This window comes from Williamsia sp. MIQD14 (assembly GCF_051025635.1).
Taxonomy (GTDB): Bacteria; Actinomycetota; Actinomycetes; order Mycobacteriales; family Mycobacteriaceae; genus Williamsia_A.
Genome location: NZ_JBPFDG010000001.1, coordinates 1139411 through 1160703, shown reverse-complemented (window position 1 = coordinate 1160703; position 21293 = coordinate 1139411). Strand labels below are relative to the sequence as shown.

Genomic DNA, 21293 nt, shown 5'->3' with positions numbered 1-21293 from the left:
CTCAGCCGCGACGTCGGCGACGACGCCTGCGCCGCAGCGCCACGGCGACACCGACGACACCCACGGCGACGACATACGGCACGGGATTGATCGGGTCCTGGGTCGAGAGGGCGGTCGGCGCGGTACGCCGCAGCTGGGTGAACCGGGCCGTCTCGTCTCCCGCCGCAGGGGTCGGCAACGCCGGTGGCGGGGTGGGCTCGGGTGCGGCGACCGGTGGGCTCGGCGGGGTGTCGTGCGGGGACGAGCGTGGCGGTGCCTTCTTCGCCGGGGTCCGGCTGCCGGGCGAGGTCGACGCGCGCTTCGCGGGCGCCTTCTTGGCGGGAGCTTTCTTCGCGGGCGCCTTCTTCGCTGCGACCTTCTTCGCCGCAGCCTTCTTGGCAGGTGCCTTTTTCGCGGGGGTTTTCTTGGCCGGCGCTTTCTCGGCCGGTGTGGCCTTGGCGGCAGGCTTCTTCGCCTGTGCCTTCTCGGCGGGTGACGTCGTCGGCGGTGTCGCGGGTTCGTCGGGGGTGCCGGCGGCCGGTTCGGTCATCGTCGAGTGCTCCCTGCTGCGAGATGGTGGCGTCGTGATGGGTGTCCACGTCGCTGCTCATCATGCCGGTGCCGACCGGTGTCGCGCGCGTCCTTGGTGACCCTCACAACCGACGATGCGGTGCGCCGGGTCCCGGCGCACCGCATCTGTGGAGAACTGCGTATCGGTCAGGTACGCGCGCGGCGTCGCACCACGAAGACTCCTGCGACACCGACGACCACCACCACGACGACCGCGTAGACCCACACCGGGATCCCCGAGCCGTCGGAGGAGTCCGAGTCGTCGGCCGACGGGCCCGGCGTGCCGGTACCCGCGGTGGTCAGCGTGAACGGCACCTGCCCCGAGACGGGGTGGCCGTCTGCGGAGGTGACGCGATAGTTGATCCGGTACTCGCCCGCAGGACCCAGCGGCCGCAGCGCGATGCTGATCCGCTGCCCCACGACCTGGGCGTCACCCTGCTGCCAGAAGTTCTGGTCGGGTCCGACCACGGTCAGGGTGTCGTAGCTGTCCTGCAACGCCTCGTTGAAGGTGAGCGTGACCCGCTGCGGCCCCGCCGACACCGACGCGCCGCGCGCCGGGTCCGACAACACGAGTGACGAGTGCGCCGAGGCGGGCCCGGCGAACGCGATCGACGCCAGCACGGTGAGGAACGCGGCCAGCGCGCCCCCGACGAGCCGACGAGCGATCGACGAGGTCATGCCCGCCTCCGGAACGCGAGACCGGCTGCGGCGAGACCGATCACGCCGACGGCGAGACCCGCGCCACCGAGCCAGCGCGCGGTTGTGTCGCTGCCCGAGGAATCCTCGGCGCCCGCCGCGGTGCCCGACCCGTGGTGGTCGTCGGACTTCGCGGCCAACTCGATCTCCGGTGACGGGTGCTCGGGCTCGGAGCCGTCGGCATTGGGCGCCTGGTTCCAGTCGACCCGCTCACCGTCGGAGTAGGTCTGCACCGCGGGGAACGTCACCGACTCCTTCTCCGGCAGCGGCCCCGCGCTGAGCACGAAACGCTGGAACTGCCCGGGCGCGATGCCGGCCGCGCCGGGTGTGGTGGTCCAGGTGACCGAGGTGGCCTCGTCGGTGGTGGGGTCCTTGGTCACCGCGGCCTGCCACCCCGGGATCGCCTCGGGTCGAGCCGATTTCAGGTTCGGGAGGGTGATGGTCAGACTGGTCGTGGTGGTGTTCGTGTCGGTCTCGTTCGGCACGTTGAACGTGATGACGCCGTAGCCGCCCTGCGCGAGGCCGGGGGAGGTGGCGGTCACGTGGGCCGACGCCGACGCCGGTGCGAGCACCGCGCCGAGGCCGAGGGTGGCGACGGCAGCGGCCAGAGCGATGGGGATGCGACCCCGGAGCGGTGATCGGGGCCGACGAGACGGCGTGCGGAGCGTCGATCGATGGATGTTCATGGCAGAGATGGGTCCTCACTGAGAAGAGATGTCGTCATACCGCCTGCGTCGGCTCGGATGCCGGCAGGCGGTGTGTGCCCTGTGGGCGGTGTCAGGCGAAGGCGCTGACGACCGGCGGTCCGCGCGTCCCGGCACCCGCGGCCCGGTCGATGCGACGGGCGACCACGAGCGGCGTGACCGTGACGACGGTCGAGACGCCCTGCGCGAGAGTGGTGATGGGTCGGGTGAGGGCGGCGACGACGACCGTCGCCATCCCGGACACGGCGCCGGCGAGGGCGATGAGGACGACGCACAGGGGGATGGCCACCAGGTGCGTCAGGAGCATCAGCAGGCCGTCGGCGGACCCCGGATGGGCGAACACGGCGAGATGGTCGACCAGCATCGACGATCCGCTGCCGGTGGTGACGGCGTGGCCGGCGCCGCTCATCGTCTCGCCGGACGGCATCACGTGGTGATGGCCCGCGGAGCCGGCCGGGTCCGCCATGGCCGCGGTCATCGCGGCGGAATGCGGCATGCCCACCGAGAGCGCGAGGTGGGCCACCGCCTGGCCGGCGGAGAGGATCAGGAGCAGACCGAGGCGCCCACAGCGCGGCCCGGCGAGGATGCCGGCCACCACACCGACGACCAGTGCAGCCGCGACACCCTGCGGGCCGGGAGCGGAACCGGACGCGATCGCGTGCGCGGCGACGGCGAGTGTGGGGATCAGCGCCGCGACCGCGGCCCCCCGGACCGACACGACGCCGGCGACACGAGCGCTCACGGCGCGACGATCACCGGTCAGGGACGCACCCCGAGGCGGGCCAGCAGATCGCCGTTGATGGCGGTGAGCTCGGTCGAGATCGCCTTGTGCGCCGCACGACGGCGTGGGGCGGGCATGTGCTCGGCCGCCTCGGTCGCCGCGGTGAGGTCGGTGAGCCGCGACTGCATCGTCGTGACGAAGGTCTTGGTCTCGGCGTCGTTGTCGCGGGTGCCCTGGAGCGTCGCGAGCGACCGGTTGGCCCCGGCGATCTGCGCCGACAACGCGGCACCGTGGCCGCTGTACTGGTTGATCTCGTCGACGGGCACGCCGACCCGCTCGGCCTGGTACCGGGTGAGCTGCTCGCGGGCCAGCACGGATCCGCGATAGGCCAACGGCACCACGATGGGCGAGGCGACCTTCGCGATCGACAAGTAGCGCTTGACCTTTCGCGGGGTGAGCGACGTGCCCGCGGCGGCCGCGTCGGCCTTGGCCTTGGCCACCTTCACGCTCGCCTTGTTGGTGTCGGTGACGGCCTTCACCACGGCCTTGTCGGACTTGCGCTGGGCGCGCAGCGTCTTCTTGGTGAGCTTCGCCTCCTGGCGCCTACGCGCCTTGCGATCTCGTTCCACACCGCGCGAATCGAGGCGGGCCTCCAACTTCGCCTTGGCCTTGAGGGCCTTGGCCTGGGCTTTCCTCTGCGCGCGCGTGCTGCGTCTCGAGGTGAACAGACCCATGAATCGGATCCTCCCGGTCGAAGAATTGTCTCGGCATTACGGTAGAAGAACAGCCATACCAGCATGGCACAGCTGACCGGCGGTGCCCTCGCGCGGGCGAGGATGCCGCCGGTGACGGCGAAGGTATGCGAAAGGGATGGGTGGAGATGGACGAGACGGTGGCGCCGCGACGACCCCGTCGGCTCCTCTCCGCGCGCGATCTGAGCGGATGTGACCATCGCCTCGCGCTGGACTCGGGAGTGGTTCCCGACACCCTCGCCGGTGTCGAGTCCGCGCCTGCCGACGACGCCGTCGTGCTCACCGACTCCCCGGCCGCCGAGGACCCGTCGGTCACCCGTCGCAAGGAGGCCGCCACCGCCCATCGCGAGACGGTCGCCGAGATGCTCGAGGGACTGCACAGCGATGAACCCGACGCGGTGGTGCGCATCGACGGCGACAACGCCGGCGACCGGGTGGCCGCGACGATGGCGGCGTGTGCCGCGGGCGTCGCATGGATCTGGAACGCCGCGCTGCCCGCCGACACCGACGCGGGGATCCGGGGCGGCTCGGAACTGCTCGTGCGCGTCGCCGACGGCTACGTGCCGGTGATCGTGGTCAACCACCGCGTCACCGTTCCCGGCGCGCCCGCGGGGAAGACCACCCCCGGATCCGGGGACACCCCTGCGGCGCCACCGTCGACCAGCCCGCTCTGGACGTGGGCGCCCGTGCCCGACCCCACCCGGGCGATCCGTCGTCACCGACGCGACCTGCTGCGCCTGGCGCACCTCACCCGATTACTCGCCCACGCCGGCGTCGCGTCGACGAGTGCGGTCGGCGGGTCGATCGGACTCGACGCGGACTGCATCGTCGTCCACGACCTCACCGAGACCCTCGCCGGGTACGACGACCTGCTCGCCCGGCGCTCGGCGATCGCCGCGGGGGAGCTGACCACCGGTCCGAGTCGGGTCGGTGAATGCCGTACCTGCCCCTGGTGGGTGCGGTGCGAACCCGAGCTGGCCGCCACCCGCGACGTCAGCCTCGTGGTGAACGGCGCGCAGGTCGGCGCATTGCGGACCGCCGGGGTGCTGACCATCGACGATCTCGCCGCGTTCGACGGTCCGGTGCCGACGGACTGGCCCGGCCGTGCCGATCTCGCCGACGCCGTGACCTCCGCCCGCGCCTGGCTCGCCGGGGTACCGCTGATCCGGCGGACCGAGCAGCCCGTCGTCGCGCGTGCCGACGTCGAGGTCGACGTCGACATGGAGTCCTACGGCGAGGACGGCGCCTACCTCTGGGGCACCCTGCTCACCGACCGCACCGACGCCGCACGTGAGGTGCTCTACCGGCCGTTCGTCACGTGGGACCCGCTGCCCACCGACGACGAGGCCCGGTCGTTCGCGGAGTTCTGGGCCTGGCTGATGGGCGAGCGCGCCGCCGCGCACGAGGCCGGTCACACGTTCGCCGCCTACTGCTACTCACAGGCCGCCGAGAACCGGTGGCTGCTGGGTTCGGCACGACGGTTCGCGGGTCGACCCGGTGTCCCCGCGATCGGCGAGATCGAACAGTTCATCGGGTCCCCGGAGTGGGTCGACGTGTACGAGGCCGTCGGCGCGAACTTCGTCTGTCCACACGGCAAGGGCCTCAAGAAGATCGCCCCGGTCGCCGGGTTCTCGTGGCGTGACCCCGAGGCCGGCGGCGAGGCGTCGATGGACTGGTACCGCGTCGCGGTCGGGCGCGACGAGCCCGCGAGTCCCGATCCGGACGGCACCGCGGAGGGTCAGCGGGCCCGACTCCTGCGTTATAACGAGGACGACGTCTGGGCCACCAAGGTGCTCCGTGAGTGGATCGACACCGCCGCGAAGGACGTGATCCCGCACCGATCGGATCTGTGACCCCGACCCACTCCGACCGACCGGGGTGCAGGGCCGGGGGCCGCGACGTCCACGATTGACCATCTTGTCGTATATCCTGTGCGGGACCATGTCGGTGACCGGGGGAACGGTCGCCACCGGCAGGGTTGTGCGGGGGCGGATCCTTCTCATCCACATCTGGTGACGTCCCGCACCGATTTCACTGAACTCAGTGGGGGTGGGGAAAGATGTCTGGATCTGTCTCGGGCAAGCCGCGTCCGGACGATGCCGTGTCAGACGACACGGGGACGTCCGCGGCGACGAGCGACGACTCGATGAACGACGGGGCCGAATCGGCGGATGCGGGTCTGTTCGCCCGGCGGCTCGAGGAACTGTTCCGGACGGTGCCGGGTCCGAACGGACGCGCCTACAGCGCGAAGGCGATCGCTGCGCGGTCGACCGAGCGCGGCTTCCGTCTCGGCGAGTCCTACCTGAGCCAGCTGCGGTCGGGCAAGGCGAAGTCGCCGTCGTTCCGCACCGTGGAGGGCATCGCGGCGGCGTTCGGCGTCGACGTGCACTACTTCCTCGAAGATCGTGCCGCGCAACGTACTCGGGACCAGATCGAGCTGATGCGCCTGCAGGCCGATTCGAGTGTTCAGGTCGCCGCGTTCCGCCTCGCCGGCCTGTCGAGCGACTCGGTGTTCATCGTCGGGGAACTGATCAAGGTGCTGCGCGCCCAGCAGGGCCTGCCGGTCGACCCCCCGGATCTCGCCTCGGCACTCAACGGCTCCGACACCCGACCGTCGAATGAGCCGGTGCACAGCGGATTACGCGTGGTCCCCGTCCGGTCCTGATCTCGCGCTCGCGGCAACGGGTTTCGGCTCCGCGGCGCGCGCGGCCCGTGATCGGCGGGTGGCGATGATGATGCCCACCCCGACGACGGTGATGACGACGGCGGCGCTGATGGCACTGACGGCGATCGTGGTGCTCGCGGCGGCGAGGATGCCCTCGGTGAGCAACCAGATCGCGAATCCGAAGAACAGGACCGCCGCACCGAGGGAGATCGCGCGCTCGGGCAGCTTCCGTCCGAGTGCCGCGCCCACGATGATCGCCAGTGCATCGGCGGCCACCATGCCGACGGTCGAACCGATCCACACGCCCACCCAGTTGTGGTCGGTCGACAGCGTGATCGTCGCCAACATCGTCTTGTCGCCGAGTTCGGCGAGGAAGAACGACGACATGACCGCGAACATCACCGAGGCCCCGGTCCGGGCGGCACGGCTCGATTCGTCGTCGTCGAGTTCGTCGCCGCGCACCGTCCACAGCCCGAAGACGAGCATGGCCAGACCGCCGACGATCGTGATCAGGTCCGACGGGATCGACAGCCCCAGGTAGTGGCCGACCACGACCGACACGAGGTGGACGGCGGTGGTGGCGACGGTGATGCCGAGCAGGACGACCCACCAGCGGTAGCGGATCGCGTAGGTCATCGCCATCAGCTGCGACTTGTCGCCGAGTTCGGCGACGAAGATGACGCCGAAACTGATCATGAGGGCGGAGAGCATGTCAGTGACGGTAGAGGGATCCGACGGTGGCGGCAACAGTTACCCCACCCTCATAAACGCAGTTCGGAGGCCCTTTCCGCCGAGTTTCGGTGACCCGTGTGAGACGGTTCAGGCCGCCAGCAACATCGCCAGCACGGCGGTGTCGGGGTCGGAGTTGGGGTCGACGCCGATCTGGTTGCGCAGCGTGACCACGGTCCCGTCGGCCTCTGCCTCGGCCCACCCCGCGCGGTGTTCGAGGCCCAGTTCGGGGACTCCTGGCAGCAGGACGCACCCCGAGGCGACCTCGGAGCACTCCGGCAACGACGGCCGCGTCTGTGACGGCGGGTGCAGCATCACCAGTGCCGGCGGATGTCCGCGCAGACCGGTGCGGTCGGGTCCGCCGTGGCCGAGCACCGCGATGAAGTCGTCGCTGAAGACACTGCCCATCGCGAGCATCATCCCCACCGTGCCCGGCTCGCATTCGTCGGGGCGGTCCTCCACCACGCCGAAGATGGTGGTGGTCTGCAGCAGGCCGGGGCGGCACGCGATGCGCACCGAGGCGACGAGGGTCTGCGTCCATTCGAGGGTCGTGTCGGGCCAGCGGCCGGAGATCAGCATGCCGCCCAGACGACCGTCGCGGTGGAACGGTGTGAGACCGATGGGGACGGCCGCAGCGGACCGCCTCGCCGGACCGATGTCCTCGCTCATGAGGCCTCCTACCGCAATTCCGGACGCCACCACCGAGCGTCCCTTCAGCGAGCATCACCGACCGCGATCGGTGCCACAACCGCTGGGACGGACTGCGCAGTACAGCGTTACAGGATGTTTGCAGGACCGAGACGCGACGAAGGGCCACCGACTCACGTCGATGGCCCTCCCGGTGGTGCATGGAGGTGATCACCCCCGAGGCGTCACGCCCCGACGATGAGTCCCTTGCCCTGGCTCTGCGCCTTGGCGAAGCGCTCGCCGGCGTCGGCCCAGTTGACGACGTTCCACCACGCCTTGACGTAGTCGGGCTTCACGTTCTGGTAGTCGAGGTAGAAGGCGTGCTCCCACATGTCGAGCATCACGATCGGGACGAGACCGACCGAGGTGTTGCCGTGCTGGTCGGTGAGCTGCTGGATGACGAGCTTGCCCTCGATCGTGTCGTATCCGAGGATCGCCCAGCCGCTGCCCTGCAGCGTGGTGGCCGCTGCGGTGAAGTGCGCCTGGAACTTGTCGAACCCACCGAACTGGTCGTCGATCGCGGCGGCCAGGTCACCTTCGGGCTTGTCGCCACCGTTGGGGGACAGGTTCTTCCAGAAGATGGAGTGGTTGGTGTGGCCACCGAGGTGGAAGGCCAGGTTGGCCGAGAGCTGGAAGACCTTGTCGGCGATGGTGCCGTCCTCGCGTGCGGCGGCGGCCTTCTCGAGCGCGGTGTTCGCGCCCTTCACGTAGGTGGCGTGGTGCTTGCTGTGGTGCAGCTCCATGATCCTGCCGGAGATGTGCGGCTCCAGTGCCGCGTAGTCGTAGTCCAGATCCGGCAAGGTGTATTCAGACACGTTGTTCCTCTCCTCGGGTTTCATACCCGTGCGATGTTCTTCTACCGTATCCAGCCTTACGCAGTGCTGGGGTGAATGCAACAGTCGCCGACGATTCCACCTCAACCCTTGTTCAGGTTTTGGCGATGGGGGAAACACGGTGTGAACTGCACGGATATCGAGGCCGACGGTGCGGCGGCGGAGTCCGATCAGAGCAGGAAGAGAGCCACCAGCACGACCACGAGCGCGGCGATGCTGATGCTGATCGCGACACAGCGGCCGCGGATGTCGACGTTGTCGTCGTGCACGGCGGAGGCGGCGCGCCGACCGAGATTCCGATGGGGATCGGAATGGGTGTGCGTGGCCACCGCGTGCTCCTGTCGTCGTCGAGGGGAGTGAGAACGGTCACAAGTTCGGCCGTTGGCGCCACTATAGGCACGGCGATGAGACATCTCAAATCGACGTCGACGCACCTACCCGATCAGGTCGGCCAGCGCGCTGTCGAGATCGCCGAAGGCGAACCGGAAGTCCCGGTCGGCGAGCACCTGCGACCGCGCGCGGCGACCGGTCAGACCGAGCAGCGGATCGCTGCGCAGCACCACTGCGCCGAGACGCAGCAGTGGTGTCGGGGTCGGCGGTGCGGCCGGTCGGTGCAGGTGTCGGCGCAGCGCCGCCATCAGCTCGGCGTTGCGGACGGGCGCATCGGTCGCGGCGACCAGCACGCCGTCGGGCAGCTCGAGTCCGGGGGTGAGTCCGAGTGCGGCCCGCGCGATCGCCAACCAGTCGTCGATGTGGATCCAGCTGAACCACTGCTGTCCCGAGCCGACGCGACCGCCCAACCCGACGCGGGTCAGACGGGACAGCGTGCGCAGCGCCGGGGCCCCGGTGTCGAGGACGATCGAGGTCCGCAGGATCGTCTGATGCCCGCACCGAGCGCCCTGGGCGGCTTCCTCCCACGGGGCCGCGACTCCGGTCATCTGCGGCAGTCCCGGGTCGGGCAGCGGGGTCTCCTCGGTGCACCAGGTGTCGCCGGCGTCGCTCCAGATGGCGGTGGTACTGGCCTGCACCCAGTGCGTGAGGGGTTCGGCGAGGCCTTCGGCCACGTCGGCGAGCAGACGGGTCGGGATCACGCGACTGCGGCGCAGCTCGGCGATGTTCGCCGCGGTGGGGCGGACGTCGACGAGCTTGCCCGCCAGGTTGATCAGCGCGGTGCCCGGCGCATCGAGTTCGCGCACCCAGTCGCCGCGGGTCTCGCCGTCCCAGCGGACCTGGCGGATCGACCACACCGGATCGACCGACCGCGTCAGCACCACGACCTCGATGCCACGTGCGACGAGGTCGGCGCAGATCCGACGCCCGAGTGCACCCGAACCGCCGGCGATCACGACCCGCCGCGGCGATCCGGTAGGGGTCGCGGGTGACGTGTCGCGGGGCGATTCGGACATGCGTCACGGTAACCCCGGCAGCTGGGGTCCGAGCCGTGGGAAACCTCACGAATCTCGTCTGTCACACGCTGTCCACAAGGCGGCCGCGGGGTGCGCTCGGGCGGGCGCGAGGCCACTATCCTCGCCGAAGGCATCGGGCGATCTCGACCGAGCACATTCCTCTCCACGGGCTAAGGCGGTGACATGGCGGTCGGCACCACTCCGGAGGGTTCCGCGGCCGCCCTGCACGCGGCATTCACCGAGAGCGCCGACGCCGACGTCACCCTGCGCCTGTTGCGGTCGCGCAGTGCGATGGTGCACCTGGCGCTGATGGCCGCGCGCCTCGGTGACGGCCAGGTCGACGGCGATCACCTCGCCGCGGGTCTCGCCCACGACATCGCCGCGCTGGCGTCGCACTGGACCGACCGTGACGTCGCCGTCCCGACCGCCGAAGAACTCCTCGACCTGTGGACGCGGCGCGGCTTCGTCGCCCGCACCCTCGACGCCGATCGACACATCGAGCGCTACCAGCTGACCCGAGGCGCGACGACGGCTCTGGCGCAGGTGCAGTCGGTGCGACACGATCGGTCGGTCGCCACGCAGACGGCGATGGAGATGGTGATCGGGCGTCTGTCCAACATCGCGGTGGCCATCAACCCCGATCCCGGTGAGCACATCCGCGACATCGACGCGAAGATCGCCGAATTGACTGCTCGCCGGGCAGAACTGGCTGCCGGGGCCGTACCCGCGGTCGACGCCCGGCGGGTGTTCGACGACATCCGCATGGTGACCTCGCTCGCCGAACGGATGCCGGCCGACATCATCGGCTACGGCGAGAAACTGCGGGAGAACTCCCGGGAACTGCTCACCGGAGGCCTCGACGAGCGCGCAGGCGCCTACGCCGACGCCCTCAACCGGATGTTCGACGGACACGACGAACTGCACCGGTCCGCCGAGGGCAGCGCCTTCGACGCCTTCTACACCCTCATCTCCGACCACCGGCTCCGCGACGATCTCGAACGGCACATCGACGCGATCCTCGCCGCCCTCCCCGATCTGCCCCGCGACCAGGCCGACATCCTGGGCCGCTTCATCGACCGCATGTGGGACGAGGTGCAGCACGTCGACGAGATCCGCGGGCAGGTGTACCGGCGGATCAACACCTTCGTCAAAGGTGGTGACTTCCTGCACTATCGGGCCCTGCGCGAGCAGATCGGCGAGGCGCAGCGCGCGGCCGCAGCGGCGTTCGAGCACGTGAGCGCGGGCCGCGACATGGGTATCGAGGTCCCGATGGGGGTGGCCGACACGAACTCGATTGGCGCGGTGTCGTTGCACGACGGCGTCGTCGAGATCCCGGACGGTGTCGAGGCGTCGGCCGGTGAGATCGACATCGACCCCGCGGCGCTCGTCGGCACCGAGACCATCGACTGGCAGGCACTGACCGATGCGGTGAACGCCTCGGTCGGTACCGGGGCCGCCGATCTCGCACAGGTGCTCTCGCGCATCGACTCGCCGCGCGTGGGCGACGTGGTGGGCGTGTGGTCGCTCGCGCAACGACACGGCGCGGTCGACACCTCGCGTCCGCCGATGACGGTCGGCGCGCACACCGCGCGCGGGGTGCGGGAGATCTCGGTGCCGGCGATCGTGTTCACCGAACCCATGCCCGAACCCGTGGTGACCGCCGTCGACCCCGCGGTGCACCTGCTCGACGACCTGACGGGGGAGACCCATCGTGACCACTGACCACGAGATGAGCGACCACGTCGCGACCGGGGCTCCCGACGCCGGTGACGACCTGTTCGTCGACAGTCCCGAGGCCGAGGCCTCGACGTCGGTCGACCTGTCGCACTTCAGCTTCGACGGCACCGAACCGCTCGGTGACATCGGACAGCGCCGCACCGAACCCCGTTTCGACGGCGACACCTCCGAGCTGCCCGCGCCGGTCTGTTACGCCCTGCAGGAGCTCGTCGCCGCGGCCCACGTGAGCGGCAAATCGCGCAACTGGCGCGCGATCGAGGCCAACGAGCAGATCATCCGGTCTCGGCTCTCCGAGCTCAACCTGGTGCTCGAGATCGACACCGAACACCGCTACGCGTTCACCCGGCAGGTCACCGAATCCGATCCGCGGCAACGCAACATCCTGCGCGCGTCCACCCTCACGCTCGCCGCGTCGGTGCTCGCGCTGTTCCTCCGCCAGAAGTACCTGACCAGTGTCGACGAGTCGGCCACGGTGGAACGGACCGAGATGGTCGACCACATGCTCACCTACAAGCCCGTTCGCGACACCGACGAGGCCGGTTTCGTCCGTCGCGTCGACGCCGCGATCAACGTGCTGGAGAACCGCAAGATCATCCGCGCACTGCCCGGTACCGACCGCTACGCCATCCACGGCGTGATCGCGGCGCTGCTGACGCCCGAGCAGGTCGAGTCGTACACCCGCGCCTACCGCGTCCTCGCCGGCGACGACCCCAGCCCCGACCTCGCGGAACTCGACGAGACGGTTCTCGATGATTCGGTGACCGATGAGGAAGAAGAGCAGTGACCGACACCCTCGAGCAGACCACCACCACCGCGCGTCGCACCCTGGCGATCGGGCAGTTCCGGCTCACGCGTATCCAGCTCGTCAACTGGGGAACGTTCCACGGCTACAAGGACTTCCCGATCGACGAGCGCGGCGTGCTGCTGACCGGGCCGTCCGGGTCGGGCAAGTCGTCGCTGATGGACGGCCACTCGGTGGTGTTGCTGCCCACCTACGACCAGGGTTTCAACGCCTCAGCCGATCTGACCGCCAAGGGTGCCAAGCGCGCGGCACGGTCGATGGCCGACTACGTGCGCGGCGCGTGGGCGGAGAACGACGACGAGTACAACCAGTCGCAGGTGCAGTACCTGCGCGGCTCCGGCGCGACGTGGTCGGCGATCGCGGCGACGTACGACAACGGCGCCGGGTCGGTGACGACGGCTGTCGCCATCAAGTGGTTCCCGGGCTCCGGCAACGACGGCGCCGCGCTGCGCTCCTGGTACCAGCTGCACCCCGGTGACGCCGACCTGCTGTCGCTCAACGACTGGGCCGCAGGCGGATTCGACATCCGCTCCTACCGCGCCACGCATCCCGACGTCGCCTGTTTCGACGTGCAGAGCGCCTACCAGGAGGCGTTGCGCCGTCGTGTCGGCATCGGCAGCTCCTCGGCGGCCCTGGCGCTGATGGGCAAGGCCAAGGCGATGAAGAACGTCGGCGACCTCAACCTCTTCATCCGCACCTACATGCTCGACCGGCCCGACACCTACACGAAGGCGCAGCGGCTGGTCGAGAACTTCACCCAGCTCGACGAGGCGTATCAGGCCGCGGCCAGGGCACACGCGCAGGAGAAGGTGCTGCGTCCCATTCCCGATGCGTGGCAGGCGTATTGCGGTGCCGAGGAGTCCACGACCCGCGCCGCCGAGCTGCTCGGACCGCCGATGCGTGCGTTCATGCGCGAACACCGGGTGGCGTTGCTGCAGGCCAAACTCGACTCGATCGAGGACCAGCGCACGGCGCTCGACAACGAGGTCGCCTCCTGGGAGAACATCGCCGACGAGCGCGAGGACCGTCACACGTCGCTGCGTGATCAGCTCACCGTCGACAAGGGTGAGCTGACCTCGCTGGAGGCCGAACTCAAATCGTTCGAGGCCGAGGTGACCGCCCGCAACCGTGCCTACGAACGGTATTCGGCGGTGGTGGCGCGGATCGGCGAGAACACCCCGGAATCGCACGAGGAGTTCGCGGCGTTGCGTGACCGCGCCCCGCAGATCGGGCGGGCCGCCCGGGAGGCCGCGGCGTCACTGTCGGCGCGGGCGCACCCGGTGTTCAGCGCCGAGACCGACGCCCGTCGCGAGCACGAGGCGGTGCTCGAGGAGTTGACCACGCTGACCGCGCGACGATCCCTGCTGCCGCGCGATGCTCTCGCCCAGCGCGACGCCATCGCGACCGGTACCGGTATCGGCGCCCACGATCTCCCGTTCGCCGCCGAACTGGTCGAGGTTGCGGCCGAGCACCGCGACACCTGGGCCGGCGCCGCCGAACGTGTGCTGCGCAGCCTCGGCATGACGCTGCTGGTGCCCCAGGAACACCGCAGGCGGGTCTCGGATTTCGTTAACGCCACCAACCTCGGCGGCGTGCTGGAGTTCCGCGCGTTCGACACCGATGCCGCCGTCACCGAACCGACTCCGGGAACTCTCGCCGCGGTCATGAGCGTGGATACCGCCCATCCCGCCGGGCCATGGCTCACCGGTGTCGTCGCCCGCTCGGCCGCGCACGTCTGCGTCGGCACCCCGGTCGAACTCGACCGGCATGAGCTCGCGGTGACCCCGCAGGGCCTGGTGAAGGCCGGGCGTGACCGTTACCGCAAGGACGACCGCCGTCGCGTCGACGACCGCACCCACTGGATCTTCGGTACCAACACCGACGGCAAGCGCGCCGCGCTCGAGGAATCGCTCGTCGGGCTGCAGGCCCGGTTCGACGAGGCCCGGCAGGCGTCGCAGGACATGCGGGATCTGCTGGAGGACAACCGGGAACGCGCGAAGGCCGCCGAGGCGTTGGCCGCGTACGGTTCGTGGACCGAGCTCAACTGGTGGTCGTCGCGTCGCGACGCCGACGAGTTGAACCAGCGCATCGAGGCCGTCCGCGGCAACCGGGTCGATCTCGCCGAACTCGAGGAGCAGGTCGACATCGCGCGCGCCGACTGGCGCGAGGCGGTCGCGCGGGTGGGCGCGATCAACGACCAACTGCGCCACATCGGTTCGGACTGGGACCGCTGGCTCGCCGAGCTCGAACAGTCCACCGACACCGATGCCATCAGCGACGACGACCGCGACTACCTCTCCGGAGTGCTGACCACCGTGCTCGAGGGCAGCGGCAAGGAACTGTCGATCGAGACCTACGGCGAGGTGCGGTCGGATCTGCGCAACGCCCTCGAAGCGGTGCAGGCCGACGCCAACGCCGATCGCGACAGTGCCGAGAACCGCATCGTGCGCGCCGCGGAGGCGTTCGTCCGGGAATGGCCCGCCGCCGCCAACAATCTGACGCCGACCATCGCCGGCGCGGAAGATCTGGTGTCGATCCACGCCGGGCTCATCGACCACGGGCTCGCCTCCACGCAGGAGCGGTTCCGACAGCTGATCACCACCGACATCTCACACTCGGTGTCGAACCTCTACAAGGAGATCGGCGACACCAACAAGCGGATCCGTCGCGGTATCGCGGAGGTCAACAGCGGACTGCGACGTGTCGACTTCAACACCGGCACCTATCTACAGATCGCGGTGCAGCACAACCCGACCGAGGAGGCCACCGAGTTCGCCCGCATCGTCGACGCGATGATGCGCGACGCCCCCGCGGCCCGCGCCGGCGACGGCGCGGTGTTGGCGCGGCAGTTCTATCGCATCAAGAACCTCATCATCGCGCTCACCGCCACCGACGCCGAGGGAAAACGCTGGTGCGACAACGTCCTCGACGTGCGCAACAGCTACTTCTTCTACGGCAAGGAGCTCGCGCGCCCGGCGGCCGGTGAGCCCGAGGACGACGATGCGCCGCCGGTGCACACCTACCGCAACACCGCGACGAACTCCGGTGGCGAGCAGGAGAAGCTGGTCGCGTTCTGTCTCGCAGCGGCACTGAGCTTCTCGTTGAGCAGTCCCGACGACCACCGGCCGGGTTTCGCGCCGCTCATGCTCGACGAGGCGTTCAGCAAGTCCGACGAGACGTTCAGCAGTCAGTCGCTGCGGGCGTTCGAGCAGTTCGGGTTCCAGCTGATCATCGCCGCACCGATCCGCATGGCCGGCATCGTCGAACAGTTCATCGGCCAGGTCATCCTGGTGGACAAGCGGATCGGCCCCGACGGCGCGCGATCGGACGCCCGCACCGCGACCTTCGGGGAGATCGCGACGGCACGGCAGCAGCGGTGATCGCGTGGTGACGTCGCCGGACCGGATCTCCCTCGAGCAGTGGAACCGCACCGTCCTGACCCGTCAGCATCTACTCGAGCGCGTCGACGACGACGCCGTGGAGGTGCTCGACCGCTGCGTGGGGCTGCAGTCGCAGGATCCGCGAGCGGCGTTCTTCGGACTGCATTCCCGGATCGTCGATTTCGATCCGGCTGAGCTCGACGGGCTGATGGTCGACCGCGAGGTGGTCCGGATGGCGTTGCTGCGCAGCACCGTGTTCTGTGTCGACGCAGAGGATGCACGCTGGATCCGTCCACTGGCACAACCGACACTGGACGCGGAACTGCGGACCAACCACCTGCGCAACATCGTCGCGGCCGACCCCGCCGCGGTGGCCGACCACGCACGCGAACTGTTGACCGACACCGAGATGTCCACCAAGGCACTGGGTGCCGCCCTCGTCGAGCGATTCCCCGGCGAATCGGCCCCGACCCTGTGCACGGTCGCCCGGTGCACCCTGCCGCTCGTCCAGGTCCCGCCGCGAGGACTGTTCGCCGGGAGCGGCGCCACCACCTACCGCCTCTTCGACGAGTGGGTGGGGCCCGGCGAGCCCGCCGTCACCGGCGCCGAGGCCGTGCACGACCTCATCCGGCTCTACCTGCGCGGCTTCGGGCCGTCGACGGTCGCGGGGATACAGAGCTGGTCAGGGCTCACCCGGCTCCGCGGGCCGATCGAGGCGATGGAACGCGACTGGGAACTCAACCGGCTGACCGGACCGGACGGGGAGGAACTGTTCGATCTCGACGGCCTCGACATCGCCTCGGCCGACGAGCCCGCGCCGGCCCGCCTGCTGGCCCCGTTCGACAACGTCGTGGTCGCCCAGGCCGATCGCCGCCGTGTCATCGACGAGGCCGTCTACAAGGCGATGGCCACCCCGAACGGTCGTATGCCGGGGTTCGCGATGGTCGACGGTCGGGTGGTCGGGTCGTGGCGTGTCGACGCCGCCGGTGCGGTGTCCGTCGAGTATCTCCTCGACGTTCCCGCGTCGCGGCGACGAGCGCTCGAGGGCGAGGCCGACGCGGTGTCGGAGTTCGTCCGGCAGCCCACCGACTAGCTCGCGACGACGCAGACCGTCAGGCGTTGGCCTCGCGGTGCAGCGCGGCCATCTCGGCGGCGAACATCTCGACGGGGCCCTCGGCCACGAGTCCGGGGGCCACGGTCGCGATCGGGAGCGGCGCCACCGGCGACGCGGGTGCACCCCACTCCTGCAACCATCCGGTGAGCTGTGCCGACGACACCGCGTAGACGATGCGTCCCAGTCCGACCCAAGCGTGCGCGGCGGCACACATCGGACAGTGCTCGCCGGAGGTGTAGACCGACGACCGGGCGCGCTCGTCGGGGGTGAGGTTCTCGACCGCCCAGAGTGCGATCGCCAGCTCCGGATGGCGCGTCGCGTCACCCCCACCGACCCGGTTGCGCTCGGCGAAGACCCGGCGTCCCTGCGCGTCGACCAGTACCGAACCGAACGGCTCGTCGCCCGTGGTCAGCGCTTCGCGGGCGAGCTCGACGCAGCGCCGCAGGTGTGCGAGGTCGTCCTCGGTGAGTGCCATGGTGTCAGCGTAGGCGGTCGACGGGCAGGCCCCCAGGCCTTGCATGCAACCTTGTATGCAAGGTGTTAGCGTCGTCGGCATGACCGCGAACACGGGACCGGTGGCCGCCGAGCGTGCGTACACCCACACCAAAGCGCAGATCATCAGCGGCGGTCTGGCCGGCGGGCAGTTGGTGAGCGAGGCCAAGATCGGCGCCGAACTGGGGATCAGTCGCACGCCCGTCCACGAGGCCTTCCTCCGCCTCGACGCCGAGCAGCTGATCGAACTGGTCTCCCGCAAGGGCGCGATCATCCGACCCATGACGCCGTCGGAGGCTTCCGACGTGCTCGCCATGCGACAGGGCATCGAATCCGCAGCGGCTGCACAGACATTCGCTACCGGTGGTCCCGGCGCCGAGATCCTCGAGCGCATCGAGGAGAACCTGCGTCGGCAGGAGGAGGCGGTCGACTCCGGTGATGTCCCGGCGTTCGTCGACGCCGACGACGACTTCCACGCCCTGCTGATCGAGGGTTCCCACAATCCGCTTGCCCGGCAGTTCTACGAGCAACTGAGGGCGCGGCAGCAACGCCTGCGCACGATGTATCTGCGCATCGACCCCGGAAACCTCGCGTCGTCGTACGCCGATCACCGCAGGCTGGCCGAGTGTTTCGTCGGCGGCGACCGCGACGGCTTCACCGCGGCACTCGTCGCCCACCTCGACCGCTACCAGGGGGCGATATGACCGTCGGTGCCCGTGACGCGGACGTCGATCCCGCGACCACTGCGACCGCGTCCCGCGGCAGGGCCTGGCTCCTCGTGTTCGGGACGCTGTTCGTGTGCGCGTGGTCGGGGAATCAGTTCAGTCCCATGCTTCTGCTGTACCGCGACACCGCCCACTACTCGGCGGCGACGGTCACGCTGTTCCTGGGCATCTACGTCGCGGGACTCGCCCCGGCGCTGGTGATCGCGGGCGCGGTGAGTGACCACGGCGGTCGCCGCGGACCGATGTCGTGTGCGGTGTTGTTCGGTGTCGCGGCCAGCGCACTGCTCGCGCTCGGCGAACTCGGATCGCTGCCGATCTGTCTCGGGCGGCTGTTCGCGGGCATGTCGGTCGGCACCGCCATGGCCGTCGGGACGAGCTGGCTCAAGGAACTGAGTCAGGGCCGATTCGATCCGTCGGCCGATGCCGGCGCCGGTGCGCGTCGCGCCTCGCTGGCCTTCACCCTGGGCTCGGCGCTGGGCGCCCTCGTCGCCGGCAGCATCGCCCAGTGGGGTCCGGTGCCCGAGGAGCTGCCCTACCTGATCCACATCGTGGTGGCCGTCCCGTTCCTCCTGCTGGTGCGCCGACCGCCGGAGACCGTGTTCGCCGGCGCTGTGCGACAACCACTCCGGGCGCGCATGACTGTGTCCTCGATGCGCAACCGCCGGTTCCTGCGGGTCGTCCTCGTGTGCGGGCCATGGCTGTTCGCGGCGTGCGCCCTGTCCTACGGGTATCTGCCGGTGTTGCTCGCCGACGCGACCGGCGGCCTGGGCCTCGCCTACGCCACCCTGCTGAGCGTCGTCGCACTCACCAGCGGCGCCCTCGTCCAACCCCTCGCCACACGTATCGACTCACCCACGAGTGCCCGCGGGATCGTCGTGTCGATGGCGACACTCGCCGTCGGACTCGTGGTCATGATCGCCGCCGTCGAGACCGGACAGGTCGTGGTCGGCGTGGCCGCCGCCGTCGTGTTCGGAATGGGTTTCGGCATCGGACTCGTCTCCGGGCTCCGCGAGGTCCAACGCATCGCGCCCGCCTCCGACCTGGCCCGCCTCACCGGAATCTTCTACGCCGTCGCCTATCTCGGCTTCGTCATCCCGACGATCCTCGCCGCGCTCACCCCGCCGTTCACGACGCTGTTCCTCCTCGGCGTCCTGCTCGCCGCGCTCGTGGTGTCGACGGCGGTCGTGGTCGCGTCCTACCGCAGGCACCTGCCGCGCAATGGTGCCGACGCGTCATCAACACTCGCCGGGTGAGTCCTCCGGCGAGGTGAGTCGGACGACTCGCGCCGGTGCCCCCACGGCGACCGCGTTGTCGGGGATGTCGGACAACACGACGCTGCCTGCGCCGATGACGGAGTTGCGGCCGATGGTGACACCGGCGCCGACGGTGACCGCAGCCGCCAACCATGAGTTCTCGCCTATGACGATCGGTGCCGCACGTTCCCATCCCTGACGGCGGCGAGCGTGGTCATCTATGGGGTGAAGGGCGGTGACCAGGTTCGCGCCCGGTCCGACTCGAACGTTCGCCTCGAGCGTGATCGCCGCGTCGTCCATGAAAAACGCGTTGCCGTTCACGAACACGTTGTCGCCCAGTCTGATGTTCGTGCCGTAGGTACAGCTGAACCTGGGGACGATCACGACTCCGTCCCCCACCGAACCTGTGATGAGTCGCATGACACGCTCTCGCCGGCCATCATCGGATCCGGGCGTGGCATTCCATTCGTCGACGAGATCGACACACCGTCGCCGTCGTTCGCGAAGGTGCTCGTCATCGAGGTACCACTCGCCACGCGCCAACCGGTCGGCCTGCTCACTCACGTCTGCGACCGTAGCCCGACCGCGTTCCGCGGAACGCGGTTCGGTCGAGTTGTCGGTGGGTGCCGATAGGGTTGTGGGAGTTGATAACCGCAGCTCGTCGGGGGTAACAGTGTCGGTCACAGCCATCGCGTCGAAACATTCGGATCCGTTCGATTCCGCCTCGCCGGACGGGTTGTCGGACGCGGAGTTGGCCGACAGGGTCGTCGGGTTCGCCTCGCAGATCGCCGCCTTGACCGCTCGCTTCGTCGAGTTGCTCCGCGAGTTCGACGATCGCGGCGTGTGGAGTGGTGTCGGGATCCGCTCCAGCGCGCACTGGCTGTCATGGAAGACCGGGATGTCGCTCCGCACGGCACAGGATCATCTGCGGATCGCCCACGCGCTGACCGATCTTCCCAGGGCGTCCGAGGCGTTCGCGGAGGGTCGCCTGTCGTACTCGAAAGTCCGCGCGATCACCCGTGTCGCGACCCCCGATCGTGAAGAAGAACTGGTGAATGTGGCGTTGTCGGCTACCGCGGCGCAGGTCGAACGACTGGTGCGGGGCATCGCGCACATCGACCGCGCCGAAGATGAGGCTGCAAGCGGTCGGATCGAATCATCGTCGCGGTGGAAGTGGAACGACGACGGGTCGTTGGCGGTGACGATGCGACTGTCCCCAGTCGACGGGGCCCGCTTCCTCGCCGGCGTCGTGCGTAGCGAATACGAAAGAACCCGCGTTACCGGTGATCCCGACCTCGACCTTCCTGCCGGCACCGAGGGCCTCGATACGGCAGCAGCGTCCCGAGATCTGTGGCGCGGAGTCCCCGCCGACATCTCCGCCGCGGTGGTCACCATGGCCGACACCGCGCGCACCGTCGTCGCGATGCCCGACTTCGCCCCAGGCGCGGAGATCGTCGTCCACACCGACGCAGATCACTCCGCCGATCCACATCTCGATACCGGACCCGCCATCGCCACGACCGAGGTCGACGAGGCCGCATGCGGTGGATCGACCCGGGAGATCGGCCACCAGCGATCTCGCAGCGGGAAACGCGGTGTAGCGCTGACATTCGGCCGTAGACGACGACTACCCACCAAAGCCCTACTGCGGGTGGTGCACGCCCGCGATCGCGGCTGCCGACACCCCGCCTGCGGACGCACCCGGCATCTCCACGCCCACCACGTCCGATTCTGGAGTCACGGCGGGACCACCGACCCCGACAACCTGATCCTGCTGTGCTCGATCCATCACCGCGCGCTCCACAACGGCGACTTCACGATTCGCGCACTCGGAAACCAAGAATTCAGCTTCCACCACCCCAGCGGCACCCCCATCGACACCGCACCCGAGACCCACGCCCCGGAAACGTGGCAACCGAACGCCTCGATCAGCAACACAGCCGTCGAACCCGTAGGCAGCGGAACCCTCGACCTCAGCTACACCCTCGAAGTGCTGTACGGCATCTGGGAATGGCGCGACGGCCAACACGTCGTCGCTGCCTGAACCG

21 protein-coding genes and 1 pseudogene are annotated in these 21293 nt (G+C 69.4%); 9 read left to right on the top strand and 13 right to left on the bottom strand.

The window, feature by feature from the left end:
* Position 1: 1 nt before the first annotated feature.
* The 5 genes from ACQ7HM_RS04970 to ACQ7HM_RS04950 form a co-directional block, all read right to left on the bottom strand.
* Positions 2-529, bottom strand: coding sequence for a histone H1-like repetitive region-containing protein (locus ACQ7HM_RS04970; RefSeq protein WP_434215108.1), 528 nt, complete (start codon positions 527-529; stop codon positions 2-4).
* Between the two features lie 167 nt (positions 530-696).
* Entirely contained in the window at positions 697-1227 is a 531-nt protein-coding gene (locus tag ACQ7HM_RS04965; RefSeq protein ID WP_434215107.1) for a copper resistance CopC family protein, read from the bottom strand.
* On the bottom strand, positions 1224-1931 hold the full coding sequence (locus ACQ7HM_RS04960; protein ID WP_434215106.1) for a YcnI family copper-binding membrane protein: 708 nt from the start codon (positions 1929-1931) through the stop codon (positions 1224-1226). Before ACQ7HM_RS04960 ends, ACQ7HM_RS04965 begins: the two co-directional genes overlap by 4 nt.
* Before the next feature lie 91 nt (positions 1932-2022).
* Positions 2023-2691, bottom strand: coding sequence for a hypothetical protein (locus ACQ7HM_RS04955; RefSeq protein ID WP_434215105.1), 669 nt, complete (start codon positions 2689-2691; stop codon positions 2023-2025).
* 17 nt (positions 2692-2708) lie between these two features.
* Positions 2709-3404, bottom strand: coding sequence for a DUF6474 family protein (locus ACQ7HM_RS04950; RefSeq protein ID WP_434215104.1), 696 nt, complete (start codon positions 3402-3404; stop codon positions 2709-2711).
* A 146-nt stretch (positions 3405-3550) separates the two neighbouring features.
* Here ACQ7HM_RS04950 and ACQ7HM_RS04945 point away from each other — a divergent pair, with 146 nt between their 5' ends.
* On the top strand, positions 3551-5275 hold the full coding sequence (locus ACQ7HM_RS04945; RefSeq protein ID WP_434215103.1) for a TM0106 family RecB-like putative nuclease: 1725 nt from the start codon (positions 3551-3553) through the stop codon (positions 5273-5275).
* A 293-nt stretch (positions 5276-5568) separates the two neighbouring features.
* Positions 5569-6087, top strand: a complete 519-nt coding sequence (locus ACQ7HM_RS04940; RefSeq protein WP_434215635.1) for an XRE family transcriptional regulator — start codon at positions 5569-5571, stop codon at positions 6085-6087.
* Here the strand turns inward: ACQ7HM_RS04940 and ACQ7HM_RS04935 are convergent.
* The 5 genes from ACQ7HM_RS04935 to ACQ7HM_RS04915 all read right to left on the bottom strand — a co-directional run bounded on the left by ACQ7HM_RS04935 (position 6061) and on the right by ACQ7HM_RS04915 (position 9742).
* Positions 6061-6798 carry a TMEM165/GDT1 family protein gene (locus ACQ7HM_RS04935; RefSeq protein WP_434215102.1) on the bottom strand — a complete coding sequence of 246 codons (738 nt, stop codon included), beginning with the start codon at positions 6796-6798 and terminating at the stop codon, positions 6061-6063. The genes ACQ7HM_RS04940 and ACQ7HM_RS04935 overlap by 27 nt on opposite strands.
* Before the next feature lie 108 nt (positions 6799-6906).
* Positions 6907-7485 carry a peptidase gene (locus ACQ7HM_RS04930; protein WP_434215101.1) on the bottom strand — a complete coding sequence of 193 codons (579 nt, stop codon included), beginning with the start codon at positions 7483-7485 and terminating at the stop codon, positions 6907-6909.
* A gap of 203 nt (positions 7486-7688) precedes the next feature.
* The gene (locus tag ACQ7HM_RS04925) at positions 7689-8318 is read right to left on the bottom strand and encodes a superoxide dismutase (protein ID WP_434215100.1); all 630 of its coding nucleotides are present in this window, start codon (positions 8316-8318) and stop codon (positions 7689-7691) included.
* A 188-nt stretch (positions 8319-8506) separates the two neighbouring features.
* A complete protein-coding gene (locus ACQ7HM_RS04920; RefSeq protein WP_434215099.1) occupies positions 8507-8665 on the bottom strand; it encodes a hypothetical protein in 159 nt (52 codons plus the stop codon).
* 105 nt (positions 8666-8770) lie between these two features.
* Positions 8771-9742, bottom strand: coding sequence for a DUF1731 domain-containing protein (locus ACQ7HM_RS04915; protein ID WP_434215098.1), 972 nt, complete (start codon positions 9740-9742; stop codon positions 8771-8773).
* Between the two features lie 183 nt (positions 9743-9925).
* Here ACQ7HM_RS04915 and ACQ7HM_RS04910 point away from each other — a divergent pair, with 183 nt between their 5' ends.
* From ACQ7HM_RS04910 to ACQ7HM_RS04895, 4 genes are read left to right on the top strand one after another with little or no spacing between them, the layout of a single operon-like run.
* The gene (locus ACQ7HM_RS04910) at positions 9926-11464 is read left to right on the top strand and encodes a DUF3375 domain-containing protein (protein ID WP_434215097.1); all 1539 of its coding nucleotides are present in this window, start codon (positions 9926-9928) and stop codon (positions 11462-11464) included.
* Positions 11454-12263 carry a DUF4194 domain-containing protein gene (locus ACQ7HM_RS04905; protein WP_434215096.1) on the top strand — a complete coding sequence of 270 codons (810 nt, stop codon included), beginning with the start codon at positions 11454-11456 and terminating at the stop codon, positions 12261-12263. The genes ACQ7HM_RS04910 and ACQ7HM_RS04905 overlap by 11 nt, the downstream gene beginning before the upstream one ends.
* Positions 12260-15661, top strand: a complete 3402-nt coding sequence (locus ACQ7HM_RS04900; protein WP_434215095.1) for an ATP-binding protein — start codon at positions 12260-12262, stop codon at positions 15659-15661. The genes ACQ7HM_RS04905 and ACQ7HM_RS04900 overlap by 4 nt, the downstream gene beginning before the upstream one ends.
* Before the next feature lie 4 nt (positions 15662-15665).
* On the top strand, positions 15666-16754 hold the full coding sequence (locus tag ACQ7HM_RS04895; protein WP_434215094.1) for a winged helix DNA-binding domain-containing protein: 1089 nt from the start codon (positions 15666-15668) through the stop codon (positions 16752-16754).
* Between the two features lie 19 nt (positions 16755-16773).
* Here the strand turns inward: ACQ7HM_RS04895 and ACQ7HM_RS04890 are convergent, their stop codons facing one another.
* On the bottom strand, positions 16774-17250 hold the full coding sequence (locus ACQ7HM_RS04890) for a nucleoside deaminase (protein ID WP_434215093.1): 477 nt from the start codon (positions 17248-17250) through the stop codon (positions 16774-16776).
* Positions 17251-17329: 79 nt separating this feature from the next.
* Between ACQ7HM_RS04890 and ACQ7HM_RS04885 the strand changes: the two genes are divergently transcribed.
* Both ACQ7HM_RS04885 and ACQ7HM_RS04880 read left to right on the top strand, forming a co-directional pair.
* Positions 17330-17971: a GntR family transcriptional regulator gene (locus tag ACQ7HM_RS04885; RefSeq protein WP_434215092.1), complete on the top strand. Its 642-nt coding sequence runs from the start codon at positions 17330-17332 to the stop codon at positions 17969-17971.
* Entirely contained in the window at positions 17968-19245 is a 1278-nt protein-coding gene (locus ACQ7HM_RS04880; RefSeq protein WP_434215091.1) for an MFS transporter, read from the top strand. Before ACQ7HM_RS04885 ends, ACQ7HM_RS04880 begins: the two co-directional genes overlap by 4 nt.
* On the opposite strand, the gene ACQ7HM_RS04875 is transcribed toward ACQ7HM_RS04880, so the two are convergent.
* Entirely contained in the window at positions 19228-19629 is a 402-nt protein-coding gene (locus ACQ7HM_RS04875; protein ID WP_434215634.1) for a DapH/DapD/GlmU-related protein, read from the bottom strand. The two genes, ACQ7HM_RS04880 and ACQ7HM_RS04875, sit on opposite strands and share 18 nt — an antisense overlap.
* Positions 19630-19698: 69 nt before the next feature.
* Positions 19699-19935: pseudogene (locus ACQ7HM_RS04870) on the bottom strand (hypothetical protein); the annotation flags it as partial.
* Here ACQ7HM_RS04870 and ACQ7HM_RS04865 point away from each other — a divergent pair.
* Positions 19919-21289, top strand: coding sequence for a DUF222 domain-containing protein (locus tag ACQ7HM_RS04865; RefSeq protein ID WP_434215090.1), 1371 nt, complete (start codon positions 19919-19921; stop codon positions 21287-21289). The pseudogene ACQ7HM_RS04870 and the gene ACQ7HM_RS04865 overlap by 17 nt on opposite strands.
* Positions 21290-21293 lie beyond the last annotated feature (4 nt).

Coding starts and splice junctions, on each gene's coding strand:
- ACQ7HM_RS04970 (WP_434215108.1), bottom strand. CDS start 529: ATGACCGAACCGGCCGCCGGCACCCCCGACGAACCCGCGACACCGCCG.
- ACQ7HM_RS04965 (WP_434215107.1), bottom strand. CDS start 1,227: ATGACCTCGTCGATCGCTCGTCGGCTCGTCGGGGGCGCGCTGGCCGCG.
- ACQ7HM_RS04960 (WP_434215106.1), bottom strand. CDS start 1,931: ATGAACATCCATCGATCGACGCTCCGCACGCCGTCTCGTCGGCCCCGA.
- ACQ7HM_RS04950 (WP_434215104.1), bottom strand. CDS start 3,404: ATGGGTCTGTTCACCTCGAGACGCAGCACGCGCGCGCAGAGGAAAGCC.
- ACQ7HM_RS04945 (WP_434215103.1), top strand. CDS start 3,551: ATGGACGAGACGGTGGCGCCGCGACGACCCCGTCGGCTCCTCTCCGCG.
- ACQ7HM_RS04940 (WP_434215635.1), top strand. CDS start 5,569: ATGAACGACGGGGCCGAATCGGCGGATGCGGGTCTGTTCGCCCGGCGG.
- ACQ7HM_RS04935 (WP_434215102.1), bottom strand. CDS start 6,798: ATGCTCTCCGCCCTCATGATCAGTTTCGGCGTCATCTTCGTCGCCGAA.
- ACQ7HM_RS04930 (WP_434215101.1), bottom strand. CDS start 7,485: ATGAGCGAGGACATCGGTCCGGCGAGGCGGTCCGCTGCGGCCGTCCCC.
- ACQ7HM_RS04915 (WP_434215098.1), bottom strand. CDS start 9,742: ATGTCCGAATCGCCCCGCGACACGTCACCCGCGACCCCTACCGGATCG.
- ACQ7HM_RS04910 (WP_434215097.1), top strand. CDS start 9,926: ATGGCGGTCGGCACCACTCCGGAGGGTTCCGCGGCCGCCCTGCACGCG.
- ACQ7HM_RS04890 (WP_434215093.1), bottom strand. CDS start 17,250: ATGGCACTCACCGAGGACGACCTCGCACACCTGCGGCGCTGCGTCGAG.
- ACQ7HM_RS04885 (WP_434215092.1), top strand. CDS start 17,330: ATGACCGCGAACACGGGACCGGTGGCCGCCGAGCGTGCGTACACCCAC.
- ACQ7HM_RS04880 (WP_434215091.1), top strand. CDS start 17,968: ATGACCGTCGGTGCCCGTGACGCGGACGTCGATCCCGCGACCACTGCG.